Origin of the sequence: Micromonospora thermarum (assembly GCF_012034245.1) — a bacterium.
GTDB lineage: Bacteria > Actinomycetota > Actinomycetes > Mycobacteriales > Micromonosporaceae > Micromonospora > Micromonospora thermarum.
In genome coordinates this window covers 42,478-63,837 of record NZ_JAATEO010000009.1, presented here as the reverse complement: position 1 = coordinate 63,837, position 21,360 = coordinate 42,478, and the positions used below count along the sequence as shown (strand labels likewise).

Sequence of the window (21,360 nt, the reverse complement as noted above, 5' to 3'; positions counted from 1 at the left end):
AAGGCCGCCCGCCGGCACCGCGCCGCGCCCGAAGCACGACGACCGGGCACAAAGCCGGCGGCCGGCCGCCCCCACGGTGGGGGCGGCCGGCCGCGCGGACCGGACGGGCCTCAGGCCACGCCGAGGTACGCCTCCTTGACCGCCGGGTCGTGCAGGAGGGCCTCGCCGGTGCCCTCCTTGACGATCCGGCCGGTCTCCAGCACGTACCCCCGGTGGGCCCGGGAGAGCGCCTGCTGCGCGTTCTGCTCCACCAGCAGGATCGTGGTGCCCTGCTCGTTGATCCGCGTGATGATCTCGAAGATCTGCTGGATCAGCTTCGGCGCGAGCCCCATCGACGGCTCGTCCAGCAGCAGCAGCCGCGGACGGGCCATCAGGGCCCGGCCGACCGCCAGCATCTGCTGCTCACCGCCGGACAGCGTGCCGCCGGGCTGCTTGCGCCGCTCGGCGAGCCGGGGGAACAGGTCCAGCACCATGTCGAGATCCTTGTTGATCTCGCTCCGGTCCCGGCGGGTGTACGCCCCCATCTCCAGGTTCTCCATGACGGTCATGCCGGGGAACACGCCCCGGCCCTCGGGCGCCTGCCCGATGCCCCGGATCACCCGCAGGTCGGCGCGCATCCGGGTGACGTCGGTGCCGTCGAACACGATCGAGCCCGACGCCACCGGCCGCAGGCCGGAGATCGCGCGCATGGTGGTGGTCTTGCCGGCGCCGTTGGCGCCGATCAGCGCCACCACCTCGCCCTCGTTGACGCGCAGGCTGATCCCGTGCAGCGCCTGGATCCGCCCGTACAGCAGGGTCAGGTCGTTGATCTCAAGCAGCATCGGTCGGCACCCCCAGGTACGCGGCGATCACGTTCGGGTCCTCCCGGACCTCGGCCGGCAGGCCCTCGGCGATCTTCTTGCCGAACTCCAGCACCACGATCCGGTCCGTCACGCCCATCACCAGCCGCATGTCGTGCTCGATCAGCAGCACCGTGACCCCCTGGTCACGGATCTTGCGGATCAGGCCGAGCAGCTCCTCCTTCTCCGCCGGGGTGAAGCCGGCGGCCGGCTCGTCCAGGCAGAGCAGGGCCGGGTCGGTGGCGAGAGCCCGGGCGATCTCCAGCCGGCGCTGCTCACCGTACGACAGGTTGCGGGCCAGATCGTCGGCGCGGCGGTCGATACCGACGAAGCGCAGCAGCTCGTGGGCCTTCTCCCGGCCCTGCTTCTCCTCGCGCCAGTGGCGGGGCAGCCGCAGCATCGCGGAGATCACGCTGGTCTTGTGGTGGACGTCCGCGCCCACCATCACGTTCTCCAGCGCGGTCATCTCCGGGAACAGCCGGATGTTCTGGAAGGTACGGGCGATGCCGGCCTTGGTGATCCACGACCGCCGCTTGCCGCTGACCCGCTCCCCCTTGAACCGGATCTCGCCCTCGGTGGGCCGGTAGACGCCGGTCATCGCGTTGAAGCAGGTCGTCTTGCCGGCGCCGTTCGGGCCGATCAGGCCGAGGATCTCCCCCTTGTAGAGGGTGAAGTTGACGTCGTTGAGGGCCACCACGCCGCCGAAGCGCAGCGTGACGTGGTCGACCTCCAGCAACGGCTCCCGGCCCGCGGCGTCCGGCCCGGCCGGGGTGACCTCGGCCGGCTCGGCCGGACCCTTCTCCGGCGGCACGCCGATCGTGGTCCGCGCGTCGTCGGCGATGTCCCGCTCGCTGGTTACATCGCGCTCGCTGTGCATCTGCGGGTCACTCATTGGGCACCGTCTCCTGGGGAACCACTTCCTTGCGCCGGTCGGCGAACTCGGCCGCCCGCCGCCGGTTGGGCACCAGACCCTGCGGACGGAAGATCATCATGACGATGATGACCAGACCGAACACGAGGATCCGGTACTCGGCCGCGTCGAACTCGACGCCGACCAGATCGCCGACGCCCCGCAGCCACTCCGGCAGGTACCAGGTGAGGGCACCGCCGACGATCGCTCCCTTGATGTTGCCGGCACCACCCAGGATGACCGCCGCGAGCACCAGGATCGAGCTCTCCAGCAGGAACTGGTCCGAGTTGATGAACGTCTGCTTTCCGGCGAACACCGCACCGGTCAGGCCGGCGACGGCGGCGCCGATGGCGAACGCCCACAGCTTGTACTTGAACGTCGGCACGCCCATGATCTCGGCCGCGTCCTCGTCCTCGCGGACCGCCACCCAGGCCCGGCCGACCCGGCTGTTCGCCAGGTTCCGCACCAGCAGGATGACGATGAGGATGAGGGTGAGCATCAGCCAGTAGTACGGCTTGGCGTCCACCACGCCGAACAGCGGCTTGCCGTCCGTGCCGGTGCCCGGCGGATGCGGGACCGCGGGGATGCCCCGCTGCCCCTGGAGGATGCCCTCGTTACGCGCGGCGTAGAGCCGGATCATCTCGGCGAAGCCGAGCGTGACGATGGCCAGGTAGTCGCCGCGCAGGCGCAGCGTCGGGCCGCCGAGGATGACACCGGAGACCATCGTCACCATGACCGCCAGCGGCACCGCCGCCAGCCACGGCCACTCGGTCCCGAACCGGCTCTCCGGCGACGTCAGCAACGCCACCGTGTACGCGCCGAGCGCGTAGAAGCCGAAGTAGCCCAGGTCGAGCAGGCCGGCGAAGCCGACCACGACGTTGAGACCAACGGCCAGCAGCACGAACACCGCGGTGTCGAAGAGCACGCCGGCGAAGTCCGACCGGGTGGTGTAGAAGGCGAAGTACTCGCTGCCGATCGGGAAACCGAGGTACTCGTAGAACCAGCGGTTGGGCAGGATGTAGAGGAAGGCGATCAGCGCCGCGATCCCCGCCCAGCGCACCTGCTTGGGCAGGTGCGCCCAGCGCTCCTTCATGCCGGCGAGCCGTCCCCGTCCCTTTTCTGCGGTGGCGGTCATGCGCGCGCCCTCCCGAGTGATTCACCGAGCAGACCGGTCGGCCGGAACATCAGCAACACGACCAGCAGCACGAAACCGGTGAAGTCCTTCCAGTCGCCACCGAACAGGCCCGCCGCGTAGTTCTCCGCCACCCCGAGCAGCAGGCCACCGAGCAGCGCGCCGCGCAGGTTGCCGATACCGCCGAGGACCGCGGCCGCGAAGGCCTTCAGCCCGATGAGGAAGCCGACGTTGAACTTGGTGTAGCCGTACCGGACGTTCCACAGCAGCGCCGCGACACCGGCCATCAGACCGCCGAGCACGAACACCAGCAGGATGACCCGGTTCTTGTTGACGCCCATCAGCGCGGCGGTGTCCGCGTCCTGGGCCACCGCGCGGATGCCGCGGCCGAGCCGGCTGCGGTTCACGAACTGGTCCAGGCCGACCATCATCACCAGCGTCACCCCGAGGATGATCAGCTGGACGTTGGTGACCGCGGCGCCGAAGACGGTGAAGAGCGTCTCCTGCGGGATCAGGTTGGGCATGCCGAACGGCGCCCGGGAGGTGCCGATACCGAACGACTCGGCCAGCACGAAGGACGCGCCGATCGCGGTGATGAGGAACGCCAGCGGCGGGGCGTTGCGCTTGCGCAGCGGCCGGTACGCCACCAGCTCCACCGTCACCGCGGTCACCGCCGAGGCCAGCGCCGCCACGACGAGGCCGGCCAGCAGGGCTATCAGCAGCGCACCGAACGCCGGTGAGGGGCTGTTCTGGTTGTAGCCCAGCGCCTCCCACGTCCACAGGGCGGTGAAGGTACCGACCATGAAGACCTCGGAGTGGGCAAAGTTGATCAGGCGCAGCACACCGTAGACCAGGGTGTAGCCGAGAGCGACGAGCGCGTAGATCGCGCCCTGCTCCAACCCGGTTATGGTCAGCGCCGGAAAGTTTCCGAAGAACTCATCGAAGTTCAAGTGGGGCTCCAAAGGTGCGGCCAAGCGATGCGGCCGGGAGCAGAACTCCCGGCCGCACCGTGGTTCCCGAGGGGGACCGGCTGTCCGGTCAGGCCTTGGGGATCTCGACGTCCGGAACGACCTTGCCCGCGTTGACCTTGAACGCCCAGACGATGACCTGGGCCGGGTCCAGCTCGCCGGTGCCCTCGAACTTGTAGGTCACGCCGGTCGCGGTGCCCGCCTTGTTGTACGACTTGATGAAGGACAGCAGGTCGGCACGGGTGGCCTTACCCGCCTTGATGCCCTCCAGCATGATCTTGGTGATGTCGTACGACACGTCGGCGTAGGTGCCGGGCTCGGCGTTGTCGAACGCCGCCTTGTAGTCGGTGAGGAAGGTGCCCTTGGCCGCCGTGGCCGGAGCGCACGGGCAGGTCAGGATCGTGCCCTCGGCGACCGCCTCGCCGGCGACCTTGATGAAGTTGGCGTCGTTGACGCCGTCACCGGCGACCATCGTGCCCTTCCAGCCGGCGCCCTTGAGCTGCTTGAGCAGCAGGCCCGCCTCGGTGTAGTAGCCACCGAAGAACAGCACCGTCGCGCCGCTGGAGATGATCCGGGTGGAGACGGCGGAGAAGTTGGTCTGCTTGACCTGGATCTTGTCCTCGCCGACCACGCTCGCGCCGATGACCTTCTTGACCTCGTCCTTCAGACCGGCGCCGTAGGCGGACTGGTCGTCGACGACGTAGACCTTCTCGGCCTTCAAGACGTCCTTGATGTACCGACCGGCGGCCGGGCCCTGCGAGGTGTCGTTACCGACGCCCCGGTGGAAGATCTTCCAGCCCTTGGTGCTCAGGCTCGGCCGGGTGGCCGACGGGGTGATGATCGGCAGACCCGCCTCGTCGAAGATCGGGTCGGCGACCTCGGACTCGCCGGAGAAGGCCGGGCCGATGATGCCGACGACCTTCTGGTCACCGACGGCCTGCTGGGCGAGGGCGGGGGCCTTGGCCGGGTCACCCTGCGAGTCGTACTCGGTCAGGTTGACCTTGCAGTCGGCGTTCTCCTTGTTGTACTGGTCGATCGCCAGCTTGGTGCCGTTACGCATGTGGATACCGAGACCGGCGGCGTCGCCGGTGAGCGGGCCGAAGAAGCCGATCTTGAGATCGCAGGCGGCGTTGCTGCCGCCGCCACCCTCGCTACCACTGTCAGCCTTGCAAGCGGCCGCGCCGCCGAACACCAGAGCGCTGATGGCGATGCCACCCAGCACCCGTGCGAGCTTCTGCCTCACGGCTCGTACCCTCCTCCATCCCAATGGTCCGATCCACCCGGTGCCGATTGGCCCTTGCGGGGGCGGCCGAACCAGACCGTCGTCGCCGGTCTGGGGCCGGACGTTATCCCACCGTTGAGCTGTGATGTAAGCCCCAGGGGATCGGGTTGACCGAACCGTTACACGCCGTGCCCGATCGGAAACGATCGCTGTAAGAACCTTCAGTTGTGAAGGCTTTTCACCTTCGTTTCGAAGGTAACGAGCGAAAGTCGTTAGACCAGCTACCGATCGACCGCCGGCACCCGCCCCCACCAGGCACGGGACCCTTTTCCGTCATCCTCGACCAACAGCAATCGATCTCCATCGGTGGCCACCGCCACCGCCGTGTCACCCGTGTCCGGAACCGCCCTCGGCAGCGCCATCGGTCGCCACGAATCCCCCGCATCGGACGACGTCCACAGCGCGTGACCGGCCGCCTCGCGGACGACCGCCACCAGGTCCCCGCCGGCCGCCGCCAGACCCGCCACCGACGGCACCCCACCCCCCGCGGACGTCCCGGCCGTACCCAACGTCCCGACCCACCGCCACCCGTCGCCCGACAACCGCCACGCCCCGAAGCCCGCGGCACCCGCCGAACCCACCGCCACCGGCCCGCGCGCGGAGGCCACCACCCGCTGTGCCGCCCCGGACCCGACCGGCCCACCTGGCAGCTCCGCCCGCCGCCACACCCGGCCGTCCGCCGACGTCCAGGCCAACGGCCGGGGCCCGGCCGCCGCCAGCAACGACCCCACCACCAGCCACCCGGACGGTACGGCCACCGCGTCGTCCGCCGCCGTGCGCCCGCGACCGTCGCCCGCGAGCTCCGGCGCGCCCTCCACCAGGGTGAACGCCGACGAGTCCGGCGAGATCCACACCGCGGCCCCGGCCACCCGCGAACCCACCACCAGCCAGCCCCGCGGACCCGCCACCAGCCGGCCGACGCGTACCGCCCGCGGGCCACCGAACTGCTCGAACGGCGCCAGCACCTCCCGCAACGCCCCGTCCGGGCCCTGCGCCCAGGTCCCGACCCGCGGATTGCCGTGCACTCCCCCGCCCTTCGACCCGACCGCCGCCACCCGCGACCCGCGGCACGCCACCGCCGACAGCACGTGCTGCTCACCGGAGAAGCTCGACGGCACCAGCGTCAGCGGCGTGAACGTCACACCGTCCGCACTCGTCCACGCCGCCGGCCGGGTGCCACCCGCCGCGTCGGCGACGCCACCCGTCACGTACCACCGGCCCCCGCAGGTCGCCGCGTCGCGCAGCAGCAGCCGCCCCGGAGGGCCCGGCGGGAGCGGAAGGGACAGCGAGGCCCAGGCGGGCCTCAGCGGGGGCTCCGGCCCGTCGAACGACGTGGCCCGCTCGCAGCCGGCGAGCAGCACGACGGCCGTGAGCACCGCCACCAGCCGCCGCGCCGACACGGATCCGATGCTATCGATCCGGGGCGGCACCCGGACCGGCCGGGTGGGTCCTCAGGTGGCCGGGCGGGCCACCTCGCCGCCGGCGGTCTCCGCGAGGATCCGCTCGGCGACCTCCTTCATGGTCATCCGGTGGTCCATCGCCGTGCGCTGGATCCACTTGAACGCCTGCGGCTCGGTCATCCCGTACGTCGTCATCAGCGCGCCCTTCGCGCGCTCGACGGTCTTGCGGACCTCCAGGCGGTCGGTCAGGCCGGCGACCTCCGACTCGAGGGCGGCGATCTCCGAGTACCGCGACAGGGCGATCTCCACCGCCGGCACCAGGTCGCTCTTCTGGAAGGGCTTCACCAGGTACGCCATCGCGCCGGCCGCCCGCGCCCGCTCCACCAGGTCCCGCTGGCTGAACGCGGTCAGGATGATCACCGGGGCGATCCGGGCGCCGGCGATCCGCTCGGCGGCGGCCAGCCCGTCCATGATCGGCATCTTGATGTCGAGGATGACCAGGTCGGGCTTCAGCTCCTCGGCGAGCCGGACGGCGGTCTCACCGTCGCCGGCCTCGCCGACGACCTCGTAGCCCTCCTCGGCGAGCATCTCGGCGAGGTCCAGCCGGATGAGCGCCTCGTCCTCGGCGATCAGTACGCGCCTGCGCTCGGCGTCCGTCTGCGTCTCGGCCACGAGCCTTACCCCCACCATCGTTCTCAGCACGGCTACCACCCATGCTCCCGCATGAGCCTAGTCGGGTACAGTGAGCCACACCCTCGTGAGGGGGATGCCGGGATGGAGGAATCGGCAGACTCGGATGCCTCAAAAGCATCTGCCCGTAAGGGCGTGCGGGTTCAAGTCCCGCTCCCGGCACTCTTGTCATACACCTGTTCGAAGATTCAGGTGTGCATCCACCAGAGATGCGGGCACGCGCCCGCGCCCTTCGTGCCCGCGGCTACAACATCAAGGCAGTGGCCCGCACACTCTCCCTGCCGTACACGACGGTCTGGCACTGGTGCGTCGACCGGCCCGAGCCGGCGATGTTCGGCACGGCGACGCGCTGCTTCCGGTGCGCGCCCGATGTCGCCAAGTTGACTGATCCGGCGGCATACGCCTACCTGCTCGGCCTGTATCTCGGCGACGGTCACCTCGTCACGTCCGACCCCACCCCCGTCCTCCGCATCTACTGCGCCGACGCGTGGCCCAACCTCATCGACGCGTGCGACACCGCGATGCGGACTGTTCTCGCGAACAAGGTCCAACGCATTCAGAAGCGAGGTTGCGTGGCGGTGCAGAGCACCGGAAAGCACCGGCCATGCCTGTTTCGCAGCACGGCCCGGGCAAGAAGCATCAGCGGCCGATCGTGCTCGCCGACTGACAACGTGACATCGTCACCGAGCAGGCAGGACACTTCCTCCGCGGGCTGTTCCACTCTGACGGCACCCGGTTCACCAATCGGGTGCCGGTGCGCGGCAAGGAGTACCTCTATCCGCGCTACATGTTCTCGAATCGCTCAGCCGACATCATGAACCACTGCCAGTGGGCCCTCGACCTGCTGGGCATCTCCTGGCGGATGAACTTTCCGTGGTCGCTGTCCGTCGCGCGACGGGAAGCCGTCGTCGCACTCGACCGCCACGTCGGCCCGAAGTCGTGACGCGCGGTGCAGGCACGCTCCGGCTGGACCGTCAGGCGATCGCGGCGAGCGCCTGCTCCAGGTCCGTGCGCAGGTCCTCCGGGTCCTCCAGGCCGACCGACAGCCGCAGCAGCCCGCCGACCGGCTTGGCCTCCCCCTGCACCGGCCGGTGGGTGAGCGACGCCGGGTGCTGGATCAGGGTGTCGACGCCGCCAAGCGACACGGCGTGGGTGATGAGCCGGCAGGCGCCGGCGACGGCGGCCGCGGCGGGCGCGGCGCCGCGTACCTCGAAGGCGAGGAGGCTGCCCGGGCCGGCCATCTGGCGGCCGACGAGCCCGGCGGGGTCGTGCAGCGAGGGGTGGTGGACGCGCGTGACGGCGGGGTGGTCGGCGAGCCAGGCGGCGAGTTTCTCGGCGCCGGCCTGCTGGGCGCGGACGCGCAGCGGGAGGGTCTGAAGGCCGCGGTGGGCGAGGTACGCGCCGAGGGGGTGCAGGATCGCGCCGGTGAGTGCCCGCACCTGCCGGAGCCGGCTGGCCCAGTCGGTGTCGCAGGCGACGACGCCGGCAAGGACGTCGCCGTGGCCGCCGATGCTCTTGGTGGCGCTGTGCAGGACGAGGGTGGCGCCGTGCCGGGCGGGCTGCTGGAGCACGGGCGTGGCGACGGTGTTGTCGACGAGCAGTGGCGCGTGCCCGGCGGCGCGGGCGAGCGCGGCGATGTCGACGAGGTCGAGGGTGGGGTTGGCGGGGGTCTCGACGAGGACGAGCGCGGTGTCGGGCCGGACGGCGGCGGCGACCTCGTCGGGGCGGGCCCAGGTGACGTCGGTGCCGAGCAGGCCGGTGGCGAGGACGTGGTCGGTGCCGCCGTAGAGGGGGCGGACGGCGACGAGGTGCCGCTTCCCCTCCCGGGTGGCGGCGAGCAGGGTGGCGGTGAGGGCGGCCATGCCGCTGGCGAAGGCGACGGCGTCGGTGGTGCCTTCGAGGTCGGCGAGGGCGGTCTCGAAGCGGGCGACGGTGGGGTTCCAGAGCCGCTGGTAGACGGCGGTGCCGCCGGGTGGGAGGGTCCCGCCGGTGGCGAGGGTCTCGTACGCGTCGCCGCCGGTGTCGACGGAGGGCAGCGGGTTGGTGGTGGACAGGTCGATGGGCGCGGCGTGGACGCCGAGGGCGGCGAGGTCGTCGCGGCCGGCGTGCACGGCTCGGGTGTCCACGGTCGTCATGCCGGGAAGGATCGAACATGTGAGGTATGCAGAGCAATAGGATCGAACATCATTCGGCAGATGCCCTAGGCAAGGCTGTGCGATTCGGGAGAGGATGGCGGCATGCCCGTTGCACCGAACGATGTGCGGCCGTACGCGAGCCTGGACGACACCGACCGCGCGATCCTGGCGGAGCTGGCCGCGGACGGCCGCCTGCCGAACAACGCCCTCGCCGAACGGGTGGGGGTGGCTCCGTCGACCTGCCTGGCGCGTACGCGGGCGTTGCGGGAGTGCGGGGCGATCCGGGGGTTCCACGCGGAGGTGGACCCGACGGCGGTGGGCCTGCCGTTGCAGGCGCTGGTGTCGGTGCGGCTGTCGGCGCACGACCGGGCGGTGGTGGACGCGTTCCGGGCGCGGTCGGTGCGGTTGCCGGGGGTGGTGTCGGTGTTCCACGTGGCGGGCGCGGAGGACTACGTGCTGCACGTGCGGGCGGCGTCGGCGGACGCGTTGCGGGACTTCGTGCTGGACCATCTGGCGGTGGATCCGGCGGTGCAGCACACCCAGACGAGCCTGATCTTCGAGCAGGCGCGCGGCGTGGGATAGGGCACGATCCGGAACAGACGTGACGGTCGGGCGGTTGGCGACGGTTGTGATCGACGTACCGTTGTCTGTTCTTGATCTTGCTCCGGTGGCGCGCGGCGCGAGCGCCGGGGAGGCGCTGCGGCACACGACCGAGCTGGCCCGCCGGACGGAGGAACTCGGGTACCACCGGTTCTGGGTGGCCGAGCACCACAACATGCCGGCGATCGCGTCGTCGGCGCCGGCGGTGCTGCTGGCGCACCTGGCGGCGCGCACGAGCACGATCCGGCTGGGCTCGGGCGGGGTGATGCTGCCCAACCACGCGCCGCTGGTGGTGGCCGAGCAGTTCGGCACCCTGGAGGCGCTGCATCCGGGCCGGATCGACCTCGGCATCGGGCGCGCGCCGGGCACGGACCAGATGACGGCGCTGGCGCTGCGCCGGACGATGGAGGGGCTGTCGGCGGAGGGGTTTCCCCGGGAGCTGACGGACCTGATGAACTACTTCACCGGTGAGGACCCGGGGCCGATCACGGCCACGCCGGGCCTGGGGCAGCGGCCGGCGGTCTGGCTGCTGGGCTCAAGCGGGTTCAGCGCCCGGTTGGCCGGGCTGCTGGGCCTGCCGTTCTCGTTCGCGCACCACTTCAGCGCGCAGAACACGCTGCCGGCGCTGGCGCTGTACCGGCAGAGCTTCCGGCCGTCGCGGTGGCTGGAGCGGCCGTACGCGATGGTGGCGGTCAACGCGGTGTGCGCGGAGACCGACGAGCGGGCCGAGTGGCTGGCCGGGCCGGCGGGGCTGTCGTTCCTGAAGCTGCGCGCGGGCCGGCCGGAGCCCCTCGCCACGCCGGAGGAGGCGGCGGCGTACCCGTACACGGAGCTGGAGCGGGAGTTCGTCGCGCAGCGCCGGGAGGGGCAGGCGACGGGTTCGCCGGAGACGGTCCGGCGGCAGCTCGGGGACCTGCTGGAGCGTACGGGTGCGGACGAGCTGATGCTCACCACGCTGGTGTACGACGTGGCCGACCGGGTGCGGTCGTTCGAGCTGATCGCCGGTGGGTTGTCCCGGAACACCTGAAACACGATCTTTACTCCGACGTCACTCGCGGGACGCGCGGCGCGCATAGCTTGGGTTCCGGTGGTGGTACGGCATTCCCGGTCGGGACGGGTCGGGGGTGCCACGGTGTGGCGCACCGGGTCGGAGTCAGCGGGTTCCGCGGCTCCGGCCCGGTGCCTCATTCTCTCGCGTCAGCGCAGGTGGATGTCCGGCGCGGGCGGGGCGCGGCTGTCGGCGGTGCGCCAGCCGACCTCCTCGCGCCAGTCGCCGAGGATGTCGGCAGACAGGGCCGGGGTGGAGCCCGACGTATTGACGTCGGCGTATGTGGCTCCGCGCAGCGGCGATGCTAGGGCAAGCGCTTTCTCGACACAATCGGCCGCTGTCCTTGCCTCCGCCCCGCCATTCTTGATCCACTCGCGGGATGGCTGCGCACATGACCCCCGAGGAGTTCCGCCGCGCCGGGCACGCGGTGGTGGACTGGATCGCCGACTACTGGGCCACGCTGCCGGAGCGCCCGGTCACCTCGGCGGCCCCGCCCGGCACGGTGGTCGCCGCCCTCCCGGACGGGCCGCCCGAACGCGGTGAACCGGTCGAGGCGGTCCTCGCCGACCTCGACACGCTGGTCACGCCGCACCTCACGCACTGGCAGCACCCCGGCTTCTTCGGCTACTTCCCGGCCAACACGTCCGGCCCGAGCGTGCTCGGCGACCTGGTCAGCTCGGGGCTGGGCGTGCAGGGAATGCTCTGGGCGACCGGGCCGGCCTGCACCGAGCTGGAGACCGCGATGCTGGACTGGCTCGCCGACCTGCTCGACCTGCCGAAGCGGTTCCGGTCCGCCGGCGCCGGCGGCGGCGTCATCCAGGACTCGGCCAGCTCGGCGACCCTGGTGGCGACACTGGTCGCGGTGCACCGGGCCAGCGGCGGCCGGTGGCGGGAGGGCGGCGTCGACCGCCGCTACCGCGCGTACACGTCCACCCAGGGCCACTCGTCCATCGAGAAGGCCGCGCGGATCGCCGGGCTGGGCGCCGACGGCGTCCGGGTGGTCGAGGTGGACCCGGAGACACTCGCCATGTCGCCGGCCGCGCTGCGGGCCGCCGTCGAGGCGGACCGGGCCGACGGGGTGGTGCCGACGATCGTGGTCGCCACCGTGGGAACCACCTCCACGACGGCCGTCGACCCGCTGCCGGAGATCGGCGCGATCTGCGCCGAGTACGGGATCTTCCTGCACGTCGACGCCGCGTACGCGGGTGCCGCGACGGTCTGCCCCGAGCTGCGGTCCGGGCACGCCGGCCTGGAGTACGCCGACTCGTACTGCTTCGACCCCCACAAGTGGCTGCTCACCGGGTTCGACTGCGACGCGTTCTGGGTAGCCGACCGGGGCGAGCTGATCGAGGCGCTGACGGTGCTGCCGGAGTACCTGCGCAACGCGGCCACCGAGTCCGGGGCGGTGATCGACTACCGGGACTGGCAGGTGCCGCTGGGTCGCCGGTTCCGGGCGTTGAAGCTGTGGTTCGTCCTGCGCTGGTACGGGGTGGAGGGCCTGCGCGCGCACATCCGGTCCGGGGTGGCGCTCGCCGCCCGCTTCGCCGACCGGGTCCGCGCCGACGACCGGTTCGAGCTGGCCGCGCCGCACCCGTACTCGCTGGTCTGCTTCCGGCTGCGGGCCGACGACGCGGTCAACGCCGAACTGCTCGCCCGGGTGAACGCGAGCGGCCGGGTGCACCTGACGCACACCCGCGTGGCCGGCCGGCACACGCTGCGGCTGGCGGTCGGCTCACCGCACACCACCAAGGCCCACGTCGACGAGGCCTGGACCCTGCTCAGCGCGGCGGCCGACACCCTCCTCCCCCACTGACGCCCGGCCCGGCCCGACCCGGGGCGCCTCGTCGATCATGACGTTGACGGGTGATGTGGAGATCGAACCACCCGCCAACGTCATGATCAACGGGAGCGGGGGCGGGGTGAGCGCCGGGGGTCAGTGGGTGAGGGCGGCGGTGGCCGGCTCGGGGGTGGGGTCGGCGGTGGCGGGCGGGGCCGGGTGGGCGGCGTTCGCCAGCGCCCGGGCGCGGCGGGCGCGCAGCAGGGCCCGGACGGCGAACCCGAGCGCGGCGACCCAGCCGGCGACCAGAAGCGCGTACAGGGCCGGTCGGGCTCCGCCACCGAGGTCGGCGGCGCGCATCAGCGTGCGGGCGTTGGTCAGCACGATCACGCCGCCGATCGCCGCGCCGAGCAGCTGGGCGGGCACGATGCGGACCAGCCACGCGGCCAGCGGGGCGGCGATCAGGCCGCCGACCAGCAGGGCGGCCACCATCGGTAGCAGGAAGCCTTCGGAGCCGAGGCCGAGGAGGAAGCCGACGCTGGCCGCGCCGGCGACCAGGAACTCGGCGGTGTCGACCGAGCCGATCACCTTGCGCGGCTCCATCCGGCCGCTGACCAGCAGCGCGGGCGTGGCCACCGGCCCCCAGCCCCCGCCGCCGGTGGCGTCGATGAAACCGGCGGCCAGGCCGAGCGGCCCGAGGAAGCGCCCGCGCAGCCGGCCGGCGCGCCGCTCGGTGCGCAGCGGCCGGGAGAAGCGCACCAGCAGGTACGCGCCGAGCGTGAACAGGATGGCCGCCATCCAGGGGGCGGCGGCCTCGGTGGAGATGGCGCTGAGGAACGTGGCCCCGGCGAACGCCCCGAGCGCGCCGGGCACGGCGATGCGGCCGACCACGCGCCAGTCGACGTTGCCGAACCGCCAGTGCGCCACACCCGCGGCGAGCGTCGTGCCCATCTCGGCGAGGTGCACCGACGCCGAGGCGGCGGCCGGCGCGACGCCGGCGAGCAGCAGCAGCGTCGAGGAGGTGAGCCCGTACGCCATGCCGAGCGCGCCGTCGACGAGCTGCGCGGCGAGCCCGACGAGCGCGAGGACGAGCAGCTTGCGCACGCCACCTCCCGAGTTTTTGGGTATCTCCTATCGACTTGGTCGACAATGCGGGACGGGGGGTGCCGGGGTCAAGCCCCTGTTCGGTCAGTGGGACAGGCGCGGGGTCAGCCCGGGGTGGTGCGGCGGGTGGCCGGCCGGTCAGGTCCAGGCGGCCGGGTCGGCGGCCAGTTCGGTGACCCGCGGCGGGAGCGTGCCACCGGCCACGTCGGCGACGGTCACCAGTTCGAGGATCTGCCGTTCGCTGGCCCGCAGGGCGATCCACACGTCCTGGAGGGCGCGCGCGGCCCCGTGGTAGCCGAGATCCTCCGGTCGCTGCCCCCGCACATGCGCGAGCGGCCCGTCGATCACCCGGATCACCTCGGCGAGGGAGATCTCGGCCGCCGGCCGGGCCAGCCAGTAGCCGCCCTCCGGGCCCCGCTGGGCGTGCACGATGCCGCCCCGGCGCAGTTGCAGCAGGATGCTCTCCAGGAACTTCGGCGGGATGTCCTGGGCGCGGGCGATCTGGTCGGCGGTCACCGGCCGCCCCCGCCCGGCGGTGTTGCCGCCGGTCACCGAGGCGAGCTCGGCGACCGCGCGGAGGGCGTAGTCGACCCGGGCGGAGAGACGCATGCCGGACAGGTTATCCGGCAGTCACCCCGCCTGGCCGATCACCCCTCGGCCGATCGGCCAGGCACGCCGCAGCTGGCGCAGCGTCAGGCGCCGACCCGGCGCAGCAGGCCCTCCTGGACGGCGCTCGCGATGTGCCGCCCGTCGCGGGTGACCATCCGGCCGCTCGCCAGCCCCCGCGCGCCGGACGCCGACGGGCTCCAGCAGTCGTAGAGGAACCACTCGTCGGCGCGGAACGGGCGGTGGAACCACAGCGCGTGGTCCAGGCTCGCGCCCACCACGCCGCCGGGCCCCCAGACCTCGCCGTGCACCGAGAGCACCGAGTCCAGCAGGGTCAGGTCGGAGGCGTACGTCAGCGCGCACGCGTGCAGCAGCGGGTCGTCGGGCAGCTTGCCGTCGATCCGCATCCACACCCGTTGGTGCGGCTCGGCGGGACGGTCACCGGGGCGGACCCAGCCCGGCTCGCCGACGTAGCGGACGTCGATCGGGCGCGGGATCTGCGCCCAGATGCCGAGCCGCTCCGGGTAGCGGGCGAGCCGGTCGCTCATGGTCGGCACCTCGTCCGGCCCGGGCACGTCCAGCGGGGCCGGCGCCTGGTGGTCCAGCCCCTCCTCCACCCGCTGGAAGGACGCGGACATGAAGAAGATCGGCTTGTCGTGCTGGAGGGCGACCGAGCGGCGGACCGAGAACGAGCGGCCGTCGCGGATGTTCTCCACCTGGTACTCGATCGGCTCGACCGGGTCGCCGGGGCGCACGAAGTAGCCGTGCAGCGAGTGCACGAACCGCTCCGGGTCGACGGTGCGACCGGCGGCGACGAGGGCCTGGCCGGCGACCTGCCCCCCGTACACCCGCTGCGGACCGACCGGCGGGCTCATCCCCCGGAAGGCCATCTCGCCGGTCGGCGTGAGGTCCAGAACCTCCAGCAACTGGTCGACGGCGGCCTGGCCGACCGCGATCTCCGCGGCGCTCACTGAGCTGTCTCCGTTCGCGACTGCGGGGCTCGCAACCCCGGCTCACTCCGCGCGCTCACTGCAACGCCCTTGCCGAGGCGGCGTCGACCAGCGACCCCAGCTGGTGTACGCGCAGCGTGTTGGTCGAGCCGGGGGTGCCGGGCGGGCTGCCCGCGACGATCACGACGTACTCGCCGGGGTTGGCCCGGCCCAGGCCGAGCAGCGCCTCGTCGACCTGGCGGAACATGTCGTCGGTGTGCTCGACGAACGGCATCAGGAAGGTCTCCACGCCCCAGGACAGCGCGAGCTGGTTGCGCACCTCGGGAACCGGGGTGAACGCGAGCAGCGGCAGGTCGCAGTGCAGCCGGGACAGCCGGCGGACGGTGTCGCCGGTCTGCGAGAACGCCACCAGGGCCTTGGCGCCGATGGCCCGGGCGATCGACGACGCGGCGACGGTGAGCGCGCCGCCGTGCGTCCGCGGGTCGTGCTGGAGCCGGGGCACCCCGATCGAGCCGGCCTCGGTGGTGGTGACGATCTTGGCCATGGTGCTGACGGTGAGCACCGGGTACTTGCCGACGCTGGTCTCGCCGGAGAGCATCACCGCGTCGGCGCCGTCGAGGACGGCGTTCGCGACGTCGGACGCCTCGGCGCGGGTGGGCCGCGAGTTCTCGATCATCGAGTCGAGCATCTGGGTGGCGACGATGACCGGCTTGGCGTTCTCCCGGCAGAGCTGCACGGCGCGCTTCTGCACCAGCGGGACCTGGTCCAGCGGGAGCTCCACGCCGAGGTCGCCGCGGGCGACCATGACACCGTCGAAGGCCAGCACGATCGCCTCGAGGTGGTCCACCGCCTCGGGCTTCTCGACCTTCGCCAGGACCGGCCGGTGCACGCCCTCCTCGGCCATGATCGCGTGAACGAGCTTGATGTCGTCGGCGGACCGGACGAAGGAGAGCGCGATCAGGTCGACGCCGAGCCCGAGGGCGAACCGCAGGTCCTCCGAGTCCTTGTCGGACAGCGCGGGGACGCTGACCGCCACGTTCGGCAGCGACACGCCCTTGTTGTTGGAGACCGGGCCGCCCTCGGTGACCAGGCAGCGGATGTCGTTGCCGCTGACGTCGGTGACCTCGACCGCGACGCGGCCGTCGTCGATCAACAGCCGGTCGCCGGGCTTCACCTCCTGCGGCAGCTTCTTGTAGGTGCAGGAGACCCGGTCCCTGGTGCCGAGGACGTCGTCGCTGGTGATGACCACGGAGTCGCCGGTGCGCCACTCGTGCGGGCCGTCGGCGAAGCGGCCGAGGCGGATCTTCGGGCCCTGCAGGTCGGCCAGCACCGCCACCGGGCGGCCGGCCGCGTCGGCCGCCTCCCGTACGAGCCGGTAGACGGCTTCGTGGTCGGCGTGGCTGCCGTGACTGAAGTTCAGTCTCGCCACGTTCATGCCGGCCTCGACGAGCCCCCGGATGCGCTCGGGCGAGGACGTGGCGGGACCAAGTGTGCAGACGATCTTCGCGCGGCGTGTCACGCCCATCAGGCTAGTCTCTCCTCCGGGCCGGACTGCGGGCCGACCCCTGTCGCACTGCGAACAACGTTTGTCCGACGATGCGCGGGTGCGCGGCCGGCGGTGGGACACACGCCGGGGACGTCGTGACGGCGGGCATCGGCGACCGCGCGCCCGGAATCGTACCGTCCGGTGTCAGCCCGGCCGCCGGGCGTGGGTGAACGGTGCCCGGCCGGTCGACGAACGCCCATGGAACCGGCCCTAGCTCTGGGTCTTGGCCAGCGGAAACTCCAGCGAACCGGCCGGGCAGTAGAAGCTCATCACGTCGACCTTGTAGAGGCCGGCCTGCACGGCGGGGTCGGCCTCCATCACGCTGCGGACGTCGTCCACCGAGCCGGTGCGGGCCAGGCCGAACCCGAGCGGCGGGTCCGGCTCGCGGGCGGGCCCGTCCACCGCCCCGGCGACCAGGATGATCCCGCGCCGTTGCATGGCCCGCATGTGGGCGTTGTGCTCAGCCTGGAGCCGCTGCACGGTCTCCGCGGGCAGGGCCCGCCCGGACGCGCCGGGATAGAGCACGATGCACTCGTACGTGTCGAGCGCGAAGTCGACCTCCGGCGTCCCCGTCATGGCGCTCTCCTCCCGCCCGTCGCACCGGCGGCGGGTGGTCACGCCGACGGCACGGGCACAGCGTCCCACGAGCCGGGGTTCGGTACGGCCAACTTCGTCGGCAACCCCGGCACGCGGCTGCGTCGGGTGGACGCGCCGGCGGGGCGGTCGATGCACCGACCGCCCCGCCGGCGCGGACAGGTCGTGCCTACAGCGCGAAGCAGTTGGGGCGGATCGCCTGGTCGCGCAGCGCCTGCCGGATCACCGTGTACGTGGTGCCGTCGAGCGCGAGCCCGAGGTGCCCGACCAGCCGCAGCGGGCACCACGCCTGGATCAGCGCGTTGGTGGCCCCGTCGGCCAGGGCGGCGTTGTCCACCGGGCGGACCAACTCGTCCTGCCAGGTGCGCACGGTGGTGTAGCGGACCGCGCCGGGGGTGTCGTCGCCGGCGTTGAGGTCGTCGATGAAGTCCGAGCCGGTCATCATCTGCTGACAGGAGACGACGCCCGCACAGCTGCCGAGTCCGATGAAGTTGAGGATGTTGGCCACGTACGTCCCCTGCTCGGGAGTGCCGAGGCTGACGTACCGGCCGACGGCGTCGGTGCCGTTCAGCCGCTTCAGGTAGTAGCGGGCCACCAGGCCGCCCTGCGAGTGCGCCACGACGTCGACCTTGGCCGCACCGGTGGCGGCACGGACCTGGGCGACGTACCCGGCGAAGGCGCGGGCGGAGGTGGGGATGTCGCCGAAGCCGAGCCCCGGCAGTTCGTAGATGAACGGACGGAAGCCGTCGCCGCGCAGGCGGGCGGCGATCGGCTCGTAGACGGCGGCGAAGCCGCTGAGGCCACCGACGACGATCACCGGGTTGGCGGTGGCGTCGGCGCGTTCGGCGGTGTCCTCGGCGGCTGGGACGGCGGTGGGTTCGGACGCCGCCGGAGCGGTCGGTGCGGGCTCCGCGGCGGCGGTCGCGGCCGGGAGGGCGAGCGTCGCGGCGAGCGCTGCCGCGAGCACGGTGGCGGTCTTTCGGAGCAGCATGGCTGCACCTCCGGGGTGGTGGTGGGTGCGGTGTCCGATCGACCGGTGCGAACGATGATGGGGCCATTGATTCAGGCTCGTCAATGCCAAGTTACGCTCCGGTAACCCGTTGTTCCATCAGAGGCGCATTCCGGCATTCCGGGTGCCGTTTGTCCATATTGGAGTCGAGACGCCACGAAAGGTGTTGCGAGGCAACGGTGTCGGCGCGGTCCCCCACCCGGTGACGTCCCGGTGGCATGCTGTGGCCGTGACCTCACCACCCGACGAGCGACTGCGGGTGATGCCGTGGTGGCTGGTGCTGGTCGGGCTGCTGCTCGCCGTCGCCCTCGGCTGGTGGGTGCTGGACTCGCTGCTCGGCGAGGCCGACCGGGCCACCCAGCCGGACACCCGGGCCACGCTGCGCGTCGACGCCATCCGCACCGGCCTGACCGTGGTGGCCGGCACCGGCGGTGGCCTCGCGCTGCTGCTCGCCGCCCGCCGGCAGTGGATCAGCGAACGCGCGCAGCGGCACCAGGAGGCCGTCGCCGCCCAGGACCAGACGCACCGCGAACGCGTCCAGGCGCACGCGGAGGCCGTCGCCGACGCGGCGCAACGGCACCAGGAACGCCAGGCCGAGGCGGCCGAGCACGACGCCGCCGAGCGCCGGCTGACCGAGCTGTACACCCGCGCCGTCGAGCTGCTCGGCAGCGACAACGCCGCCGTCCGCCTGGGCGGCCTGCACGCCCTCGAGCGGCTCGGTCAGGACAATCCGGGGCAGCGGCCGACCATCGTGGCCGTGCTCTGCGCGTACCTCCGGATGCCGCCGGCGGACGACCCGCGCGAGACGGAGGTACGCCGCACCGCCCAGCGGGTGCTGACCCGGCACCTGCGCGCGGACGGCGACCAGTTCTGGCCCGGCGTCAGCCTGGACCTGACCGGCGCCCGGCTGGACGGGTTCGACGCCACCGGCTGCACCCTGGTCGACGCCGACCTCACCGGGGCGGTCTGCACGGGCGCCACCCGCCTCACCGGCGCGACCCTGCGCGGACGGCTGTCGTTGGGGGCGACGTTCGAGGAACTGTTCCTCGACGGAGCCACCGGGGACGCGGAGATCGTGCTCGACGGCGCGGACGTCGAGCGGGCCAGCTTCGACCGGGCCGACCTCGGGGGCGTGCTGTCCGGCCGGGGCGCCACCTTCGGCCGGGCCACGTTCCGGGGCACGACGTTCCGCGAGACGGCCACCTTCGACACCGCCCGGTTCACCGACAGCGCCACGTTCCGCGAGGCGGACTTCCGCGCCGGCCTGTCCATGGAGCATGCCGTGTTCGGCGGGTACGCCGGTTTCCGCCAAGCCCGCTTCGCCGACCTGGCGATGTTCCGGTTCACCGAGTTCGGCGGCGAGGCGTGGTTCGAGCAGGCACGCTTCGAGAACAAGGGCAGTTTCGGCCGCGCGCGCTTCCACGGCCGGGCGAGATTCGGCGGGGCGACGTTCGCCCGCCGCCCCGGCGTCGACCAGGCTCGCGCGAGCACGGCGCACGCCCATGTCTGGCCGGACGGCTGGCATGCCAGCCCGGTCGACGACGACTGGCTGCTGCTGACCGAGCCCTGAAGCGTCCGCCGCGCCGGCGAGAGCGATCTTGGAGGATCTGCCGCCGCGCCGAAGCGGCTACGCTGCGGGGATGAGCGAGGTGATCGAGGACAGTCCGGTCGGGTGGGTCGCCAGCCATGTCCGGCGGTACGTCGCCAGCGACGGCGCCGACGGCGGCACGTTCCACGGCTATCCCGCCCTGCTGCTCACCACCCGGGGCCGCCGCTCCGGCACGCTGCGCCGCACCGCCCTGATCTACGGCCGCGACGGCGACCGCTACCTGCTGGTGGCCTCGAACGGAGGGGCGGCCCACCACCCGTACTGGTACCTGAACCTGCGGGACGACCCGGAGGTCCAGGTGCAGGTCGGCGCGGAGCGCTTCCCCGCCCGGGCGCGGACCGCCACCGCCGAGGAGCGATCCCGGCTGTGGGAGCTGATGACGGCGGTGTTCCCGACCTACGCCCGCTACCAGAAGGACACCGACCGGGAGATCCCGGTGGTGATCGTGGAGCGCGCCTAACGCGGCCGCCCCGCCGGACCGATTCCGCGCGACCTCAACGCTCGGCGACGAACACACCCACGCCGGGCACACCCACCACCAGGCCCTCCGCCTTGAGGGTCAACATCGCGTTCCGGACCACGATCGCGGAGACGCCATGTATCTGGCAGAGCTGCGATGTCGACGGCAACTTCTCGCCCGGCGACAGCTCGCCCGAGGCGATCTGATTGCGGATGTGTTCAGCAAGTTCAACCCACTTGGGGCTCGGTGGCATGGCGGTACTCCCTGGTCAGCACCGTCATTCGACCACCGTTCACCTTGTTATCGCAAGTGATAGCTTGACTGCGATAGCTTGTTATCCTAGGCTCCGAATCGATCGACTCCCTGGTCAGCACCCTTGGAGTTGGTCCTTCCCCACCGCGCAGAGCGTCCGGTCGGTCGACCCGTAGGGCCGGCCGGGCGTGCCGTGGCCGCCGCACGACAGCGGCATCGGCATCAGCAGGACTCGGACTCGGACAGGAGCCGCCGTGGACAACGACGACACCACCCCCCTGGCGTCCGGCGAGGATGTCGCGGACGCCGACGACATCCTCTTCGCTCATCCGCCTCGCGTGGTGGCCCGCTGGCTCTGCGGCTGCGGCGAGGATTACCCGTGTACCGACGTGCGCTTCGCCCAACTGGTCAAGACCGCCAGGGTCAGGAACACGGGCTGACGTGTCGGC

Annotated in this window: 23 protein-coding genes and 1 tRNA gene; 8 read left to right on the top strand and 16 right to left on the bottom strand. The window is 72.1% G+C overall.

Annotated elements, in window-relative coordinates; genetic code table 11:
• Positions 1 to 110 precede the first annotated feature (110 nt).
• The 7 genes from HCJ94_RS10445 to HCJ94_RS10415 form a co-directional block, all read right to left on the bottom strand.
• Positions 111 to 821 carry an ABC transporter ATP-binding protein gene (locus HCJ94_RS10445; RefSeq protein ID WP_168000780.1) on the bottom strand — a complete coding sequence of 237 codons (711 nt, stop codon included), beginning with the start codon at positions 819 to 821 and terminating at the stop codon, positions 111 to 113.
• Positions 811 to 1,731, bottom strand: coding sequence for an ABC transporter ATP-binding protein (locus HCJ94_RS10440; RefSeq protein ID WP_168000779.1), 921 nt, complete (start codon positions 1,729 to 1,731; stop codon positions 811 to 813). The genes HCJ94_RS10445 and HCJ94_RS10440 overlap by 11 nt, the downstream gene beginning before the upstream one ends.
• The gene (locus tag HCJ94_RS10435; protein ID WP_168000778.1) at positions 1,724 to 2,884 is read right to left on the bottom strand and encodes a branched-chain amino acid ABC transporter permease; all 1,161 of its coding nucleotides are present in this window, start codon (positions 2,882 to 2,884) and stop codon (positions 1,724 to 1,726) included. The genes HCJ94_RS10440 and HCJ94_RS10435 overlap by 8 nt, the downstream gene beginning before the upstream one ends.
• Positions 2,881 to 3,831, bottom strand: coding sequence for a branched-chain amino acid ABC transporter permease (locus HCJ94_RS10430; protein ID WP_168000777.1), 951 nt, complete (start codon positions 3,829 to 3,831; stop codon positions 2,881 to 2,883). Before HCJ94_RS10430 ends, HCJ94_RS10435 begins: the two co-directional genes overlap by 4 nt.
• 88 nt (positions 3,832 to 3,919) lie before the next feature.
• Complete coding sequence (locus HCJ94_RS10425) at positions 3,920 to 5,092, bottom strand: branched-chain amino acid ABC transporter substrate-binding protein (protein ID WP_168000776.1); 1,173 nt, start codon at positions 5,090 to 5,092, stop codon at positions 3,920 to 3,922.
• Positions 5,093 to 5,352: 260 nt separating this feature from the next.
• The gene (locus tag HCJ94_RS30750) at positions 5,353 to 6,531 is read right to left on the bottom strand and encodes a hypothetical protein (RefSeq protein WP_309227215.1); all 1,179 of its coding nucleotides are present in this window, start codon (positions 6,529 to 6,531) and stop codon (positions 5,353 to 5,355) included.
• A gap of 51 nt (positions 6,532 to 6,582) precedes the next feature.
• A complete protein-coding gene (locus tag HCJ94_RS10415; protein ID WP_168000775.1) occupies positions 6,583 to 7,203 on the bottom strand; it encodes an ANTAR domain-containing response regulator in 621 nt (206 codons plus the stop codon).
• A 96-nt stretch (positions 7,204 to 7,299) separates the two neighbouring features.
• Between HCJ94_RS10415 and HCJ94_RS10410 the strand changes: the two genes are divergently transcribed.
• Together HCJ94_RS10410 and HCJ94_RS30070 are read left to right on the top strand one after the other, a co-directional pair.
• Positions 7,300 to 7,383, top strand: a tRNA-Leu gene (locus tag HCJ94_RS10410).
• Positions 7,384 to 7,975: 592 nt separating this feature from the next.
• Complete coding sequence (locus HCJ94_RS30070) at positions 7,976 to 8,164, top strand: hypothetical protein (protein WP_240944120.1); 189 nt, start codon at positions 7,976 to 7,978, stop codon at positions 8,162 to 8,164.
• A 31-nt stretch (positions 8,165 to 8,195) separates the two neighbouring features.
• On the opposite strand, the gene HCJ94_RS10400 is transcribed toward HCJ94_RS30070, so the two are convergent.
• Entirely contained in the window at positions 8,196 to 9,356 is a 1,161-nt protein-coding gene (locus HCJ94_RS10400) for a trans-sulfuration enzyme family protein (protein ID WP_168000774.1), read from the bottom strand.
• A gap of 102 nt (positions 9,357 to 9,458) precedes the next feature.
• Here HCJ94_RS10400 and HCJ94_RS10395 point away from each other — a divergent pair, with 102 nt between their 5' ends.
• Together HCJ94_RS10395 and HCJ94_RS10390 are read left to right on the top strand one after the other, a co-directional pair.
• A complete protein-coding gene (locus tag HCJ94_RS10395) occupies positions 9,459 to 9,938 on the top strand; it encodes an Lrp/AsnC family transcriptional regulator (protein WP_168000773.1) in 480 nt (159 codons plus the stop codon).
• A gap of 46 nt (positions 9,939 to 9,984) precedes the next feature.
• The gene (locus tag HCJ94_RS10390; RefSeq protein ID WP_373684248.1) at positions 9,985 to 10,983 is read left to right on the top strand and encodes an LLM class flavin-dependent oxidoreductase; all 999 of its coding nucleotides are present in this window, start codon (positions 9,985 to 9,987) and stop codon (positions 10,981 to 10,983) included.
• A gap of 170 nt (positions 10,984 to 11,153) precedes the next feature.
• Here HCJ94_RS10390 and HCJ94_RS31445 read toward each other — a convergent pair whose 3' ends face one another.
• Positions 11,154 to 11,300, bottom strand: coding sequence for a rhamnogalacturonan lyase family protein (locus HCJ94_RS31445; RefSeq protein WP_373684247.1), 147 nt, complete (start codon positions 11,298 to 11,300; stop codon positions 11,154 to 11,156).
• Positions 11,301 to 11,383: 83 nt separating this feature from the next.
• On the opposite strand from HCJ94_RS31445, the gene HCJ94_RS10385 reads away from it, so the two are divergent.
• The gene (locus tag HCJ94_RS10385) at positions 11,384 to 12,817 is read left to right on the top strand and encodes a pyridoxal phosphate-dependent decarboxylase family protein (RefSeq protein ID WP_240944119.1); all 1,434 of its coding nucleotides are present in this window, start codon (positions 11,384 to 11,386) and stop codon (positions 12,815 to 12,817) included.
• Between the two features lie 120 nt (positions 12,818 to 12,937).
• Here HCJ94_RS10385 and HCJ94_RS10380 read toward each other — a convergent pair whose 3' ends face one another.
• From HCJ94_RS10380 to HCJ94_RS10355, 6 genes are all read right to left on the bottom strand, one after another.
• Complete coding sequence (locus HCJ94_RS10380; RefSeq protein WP_168000771.1) at positions 12,938 to 13,885, bottom strand: sulfite exporter TauE/SafE family protein; 948 nt, start codon at positions 13,883 to 13,885, stop codon at positions 12,938 to 12,940.
• Between the two features lie 138 nt (positions 13,886 to 14,023).
• Positions 14,024 to 14,494 (bottom strand): RrF2 family transcriptional regulator, encoded by a 471-nt coding sequence (locus tag HCJ94_RS10375; protein ID WP_168000770.1) that lies wholly within the window; start codon positions 14,492 to 14,494, stop codon positions 14,024 to 14,026.
• An 83-nt stretch (positions 14,495 to 14,577) separates the two neighbouring features.
• Positions 14,578 to 15,447 carry an acyl-CoA thioesterase gene (locus HCJ94_RS10370; RefSeq protein WP_373684246.1) on the bottom strand — a complete coding sequence of 290 codons (870 nt, stop codon included), beginning with the start codon at positions 15,445 to 15,447 and terminating at the stop codon, positions 14,578 to 14,580.
• Positions 15,448 to 15,517: 70 nt separating this feature from the next.
• Positions 15,518 to 16,966 carry a pyruvate kinase gene (gene pyk, locus HCJ94_RS10365; protein ID WP_168000768.1) on the bottom strand — a complete coding sequence of 483 codons (1,449 nt, stop codon included), beginning with the start codon at positions 16,964 to 16,966 and terminating at the stop codon, positions 15,518 to 15,520.
• A 231-nt stretch (positions 16,967 to 17,197) separates the two neighbouring features.
• On the bottom strand, positions 17,198 to 17,563 hold the full coding sequence (locus HCJ94_RS10360) for a YciI family protein (RefSeq protein WP_168000767.1): 366 nt from the start codon (positions 17,561 to 17,563) through the stop codon (positions 17,198 to 17,200).
• Positions 17,564 to 17,750: 187 nt separating this feature from the next.
• Positions 17,751 to 18,572: an esterase/lipase family protein gene (locus HCJ94_RS10355; protein ID WP_168000766.1), complete on the bottom strand. Its 822-nt coding sequence runs from the start codon at positions 18,570 to 18,572 to the stop codon at positions 17,751 to 17,753.
• Positions 18,573 to 18,819: 247 nt separating this feature from the next.
• Between HCJ94_RS10355 and HCJ94_RS31150 the strand changes: the two genes are divergently transcribed.
• Both HCJ94_RS31150 and HCJ94_RS10345 read left to right on the top strand, forming a co-directional pair.
• Complete coding sequence (locus tag HCJ94_RS31150) at positions 18,820 to 20,160, top strand: pentapeptide repeat-containing protein (RefSeq protein ID WP_168000765.1); 1,341 nt, start codon at positions 18,820 to 18,822, stop codon at positions 20,158 to 20,160.
• Positions 20,161 to 20,230: 70 nt separating this feature from the next.
• A complete protein-coding gene (locus HCJ94_RS10345) occupies positions 20,231 to 20,659 on the top strand; it encodes a nitroreductase family deazaflavin-dependent oxidoreductase (RefSeq protein ID WP_168000764.1) in 429 nt (142 codons plus the stop codon).
• 34 nt (positions 20,660 to 20,693) lie between these two features.
• Here the strand turns inward: HCJ94_RS10345 and HCJ94_RS10340 are convergent, their stop codons facing one another.
• Complete coding sequence (locus HCJ94_RS10340) at positions 20,694 to 20,912, bottom strand: winged helix-turn-helix domain-containing protein (protein ID WP_168000763.1); 219 nt, start codon at positions 20,910 to 20,912, stop codon at positions 20,694 to 20,696.
• Positions 20,913 to 21,165: 253 nt separating this feature from the next.
• Between HCJ94_RS10340 and HCJ94_RS10335 the strand changes: the two genes are divergently transcribed.
• A complete protein-coding gene (locus HCJ94_RS10335; protein WP_168000762.1) occupies positions 21,166 to 21,351 on the top strand; it encodes a hypothetical protein in 186 nt (61 codons plus the stop codon).
• The last annotated feature ends 9 nt before the right edge of the window (positions 21,352 to 21,360 follow it).

Excerpts from the sequence above, each read along its gene's own strand:
- HCJ94_RS10445 (WP_168000780.1), bottom strand. The coding sequence starts at position 821 with ATGCTGCTTGAGATCAACGACCTGACCCTGCTGTACGGGCGGATCCAG.
- HCJ94_RS10440 (WP_168000779.1), bottom strand. The coding sequence starts at position 1,731 with ATGAGTGACCCGCAGATGCACAGCGAGCGCGATGTAACCAGCGAGCGG.
- HCJ94_RS10435 (WP_168000778.1), bottom strand. The coding sequence starts at position 2,884 with ATGACCGCCACCGCAGAAAAGGGACGGGGACGGCTCGCCGGCATGAAG.
- HCJ94_RS10400 (WP_168000774.1), bottom strand. The coding sequence starts at position 9,356 with ATGACGACCGTGGACACCCGAGCCGTGCACGCCGGCCGCGACGACCTC.
- HCJ94_RS10395 (WP_168000773.1), top strand. The coding sequence starts at position 9,459 with ATGCCCGTTGCACCGAACGATGTGCGGCCGTACGCGAGCCTGGACGAC.
- HCJ94_RS10385 (WP_240944119.1), top strand. The coding sequence starts at position 11,384 with ATGGCTGCGCACATGACCCCCGAGGAGTTCCGCCGCGCCGGGCACGCG.
- HCJ94_RS10375 (WP_168000770.1), bottom strand. The coding sequence starts at position 14,494 with ATGCGTCTCTCCGCCCGGGTCGACTACGCCCTCCGCGCGGTCGCCGAG.
- pyk (WP_168000768.1), bottom strand. The coding sequence starts at position 16,966 with ATGGGCGTGACACGCCGCGCGAAGATCGTCTGCACACTTGGTCCCGCC.
- HCJ94_RS10360 (WP_168000767.1), bottom strand. The coding sequence starts at position 17,563 with ATGACGGGGACGCCGGAGGTCGACTTCGCGCTCGACACGTACGAGTGC.
- HCJ94_RS10355 (WP_168000766.1), bottom strand. The coding sequence starts at position 18,572 with ATGCTGCTCCGAAAGACCGCCACCGTGCTCGCGGCAGCGCTCGCCGCG.
- HCJ94_RS10345 (WP_168000764.1), top strand. The coding sequence starts at position 20,231 with ATGAGCGAGGTGATCGAGGACAGTCCGGTCGGGTGGGTCGCCAGCCAT.
- HCJ94_RS10340 (WP_168000763.1), bottom strand. The coding sequence starts at position 20,912 with ATGCCACCGAGCCCCAAGTGGGTTGAACTTGCTGAACACATCCGCAAT.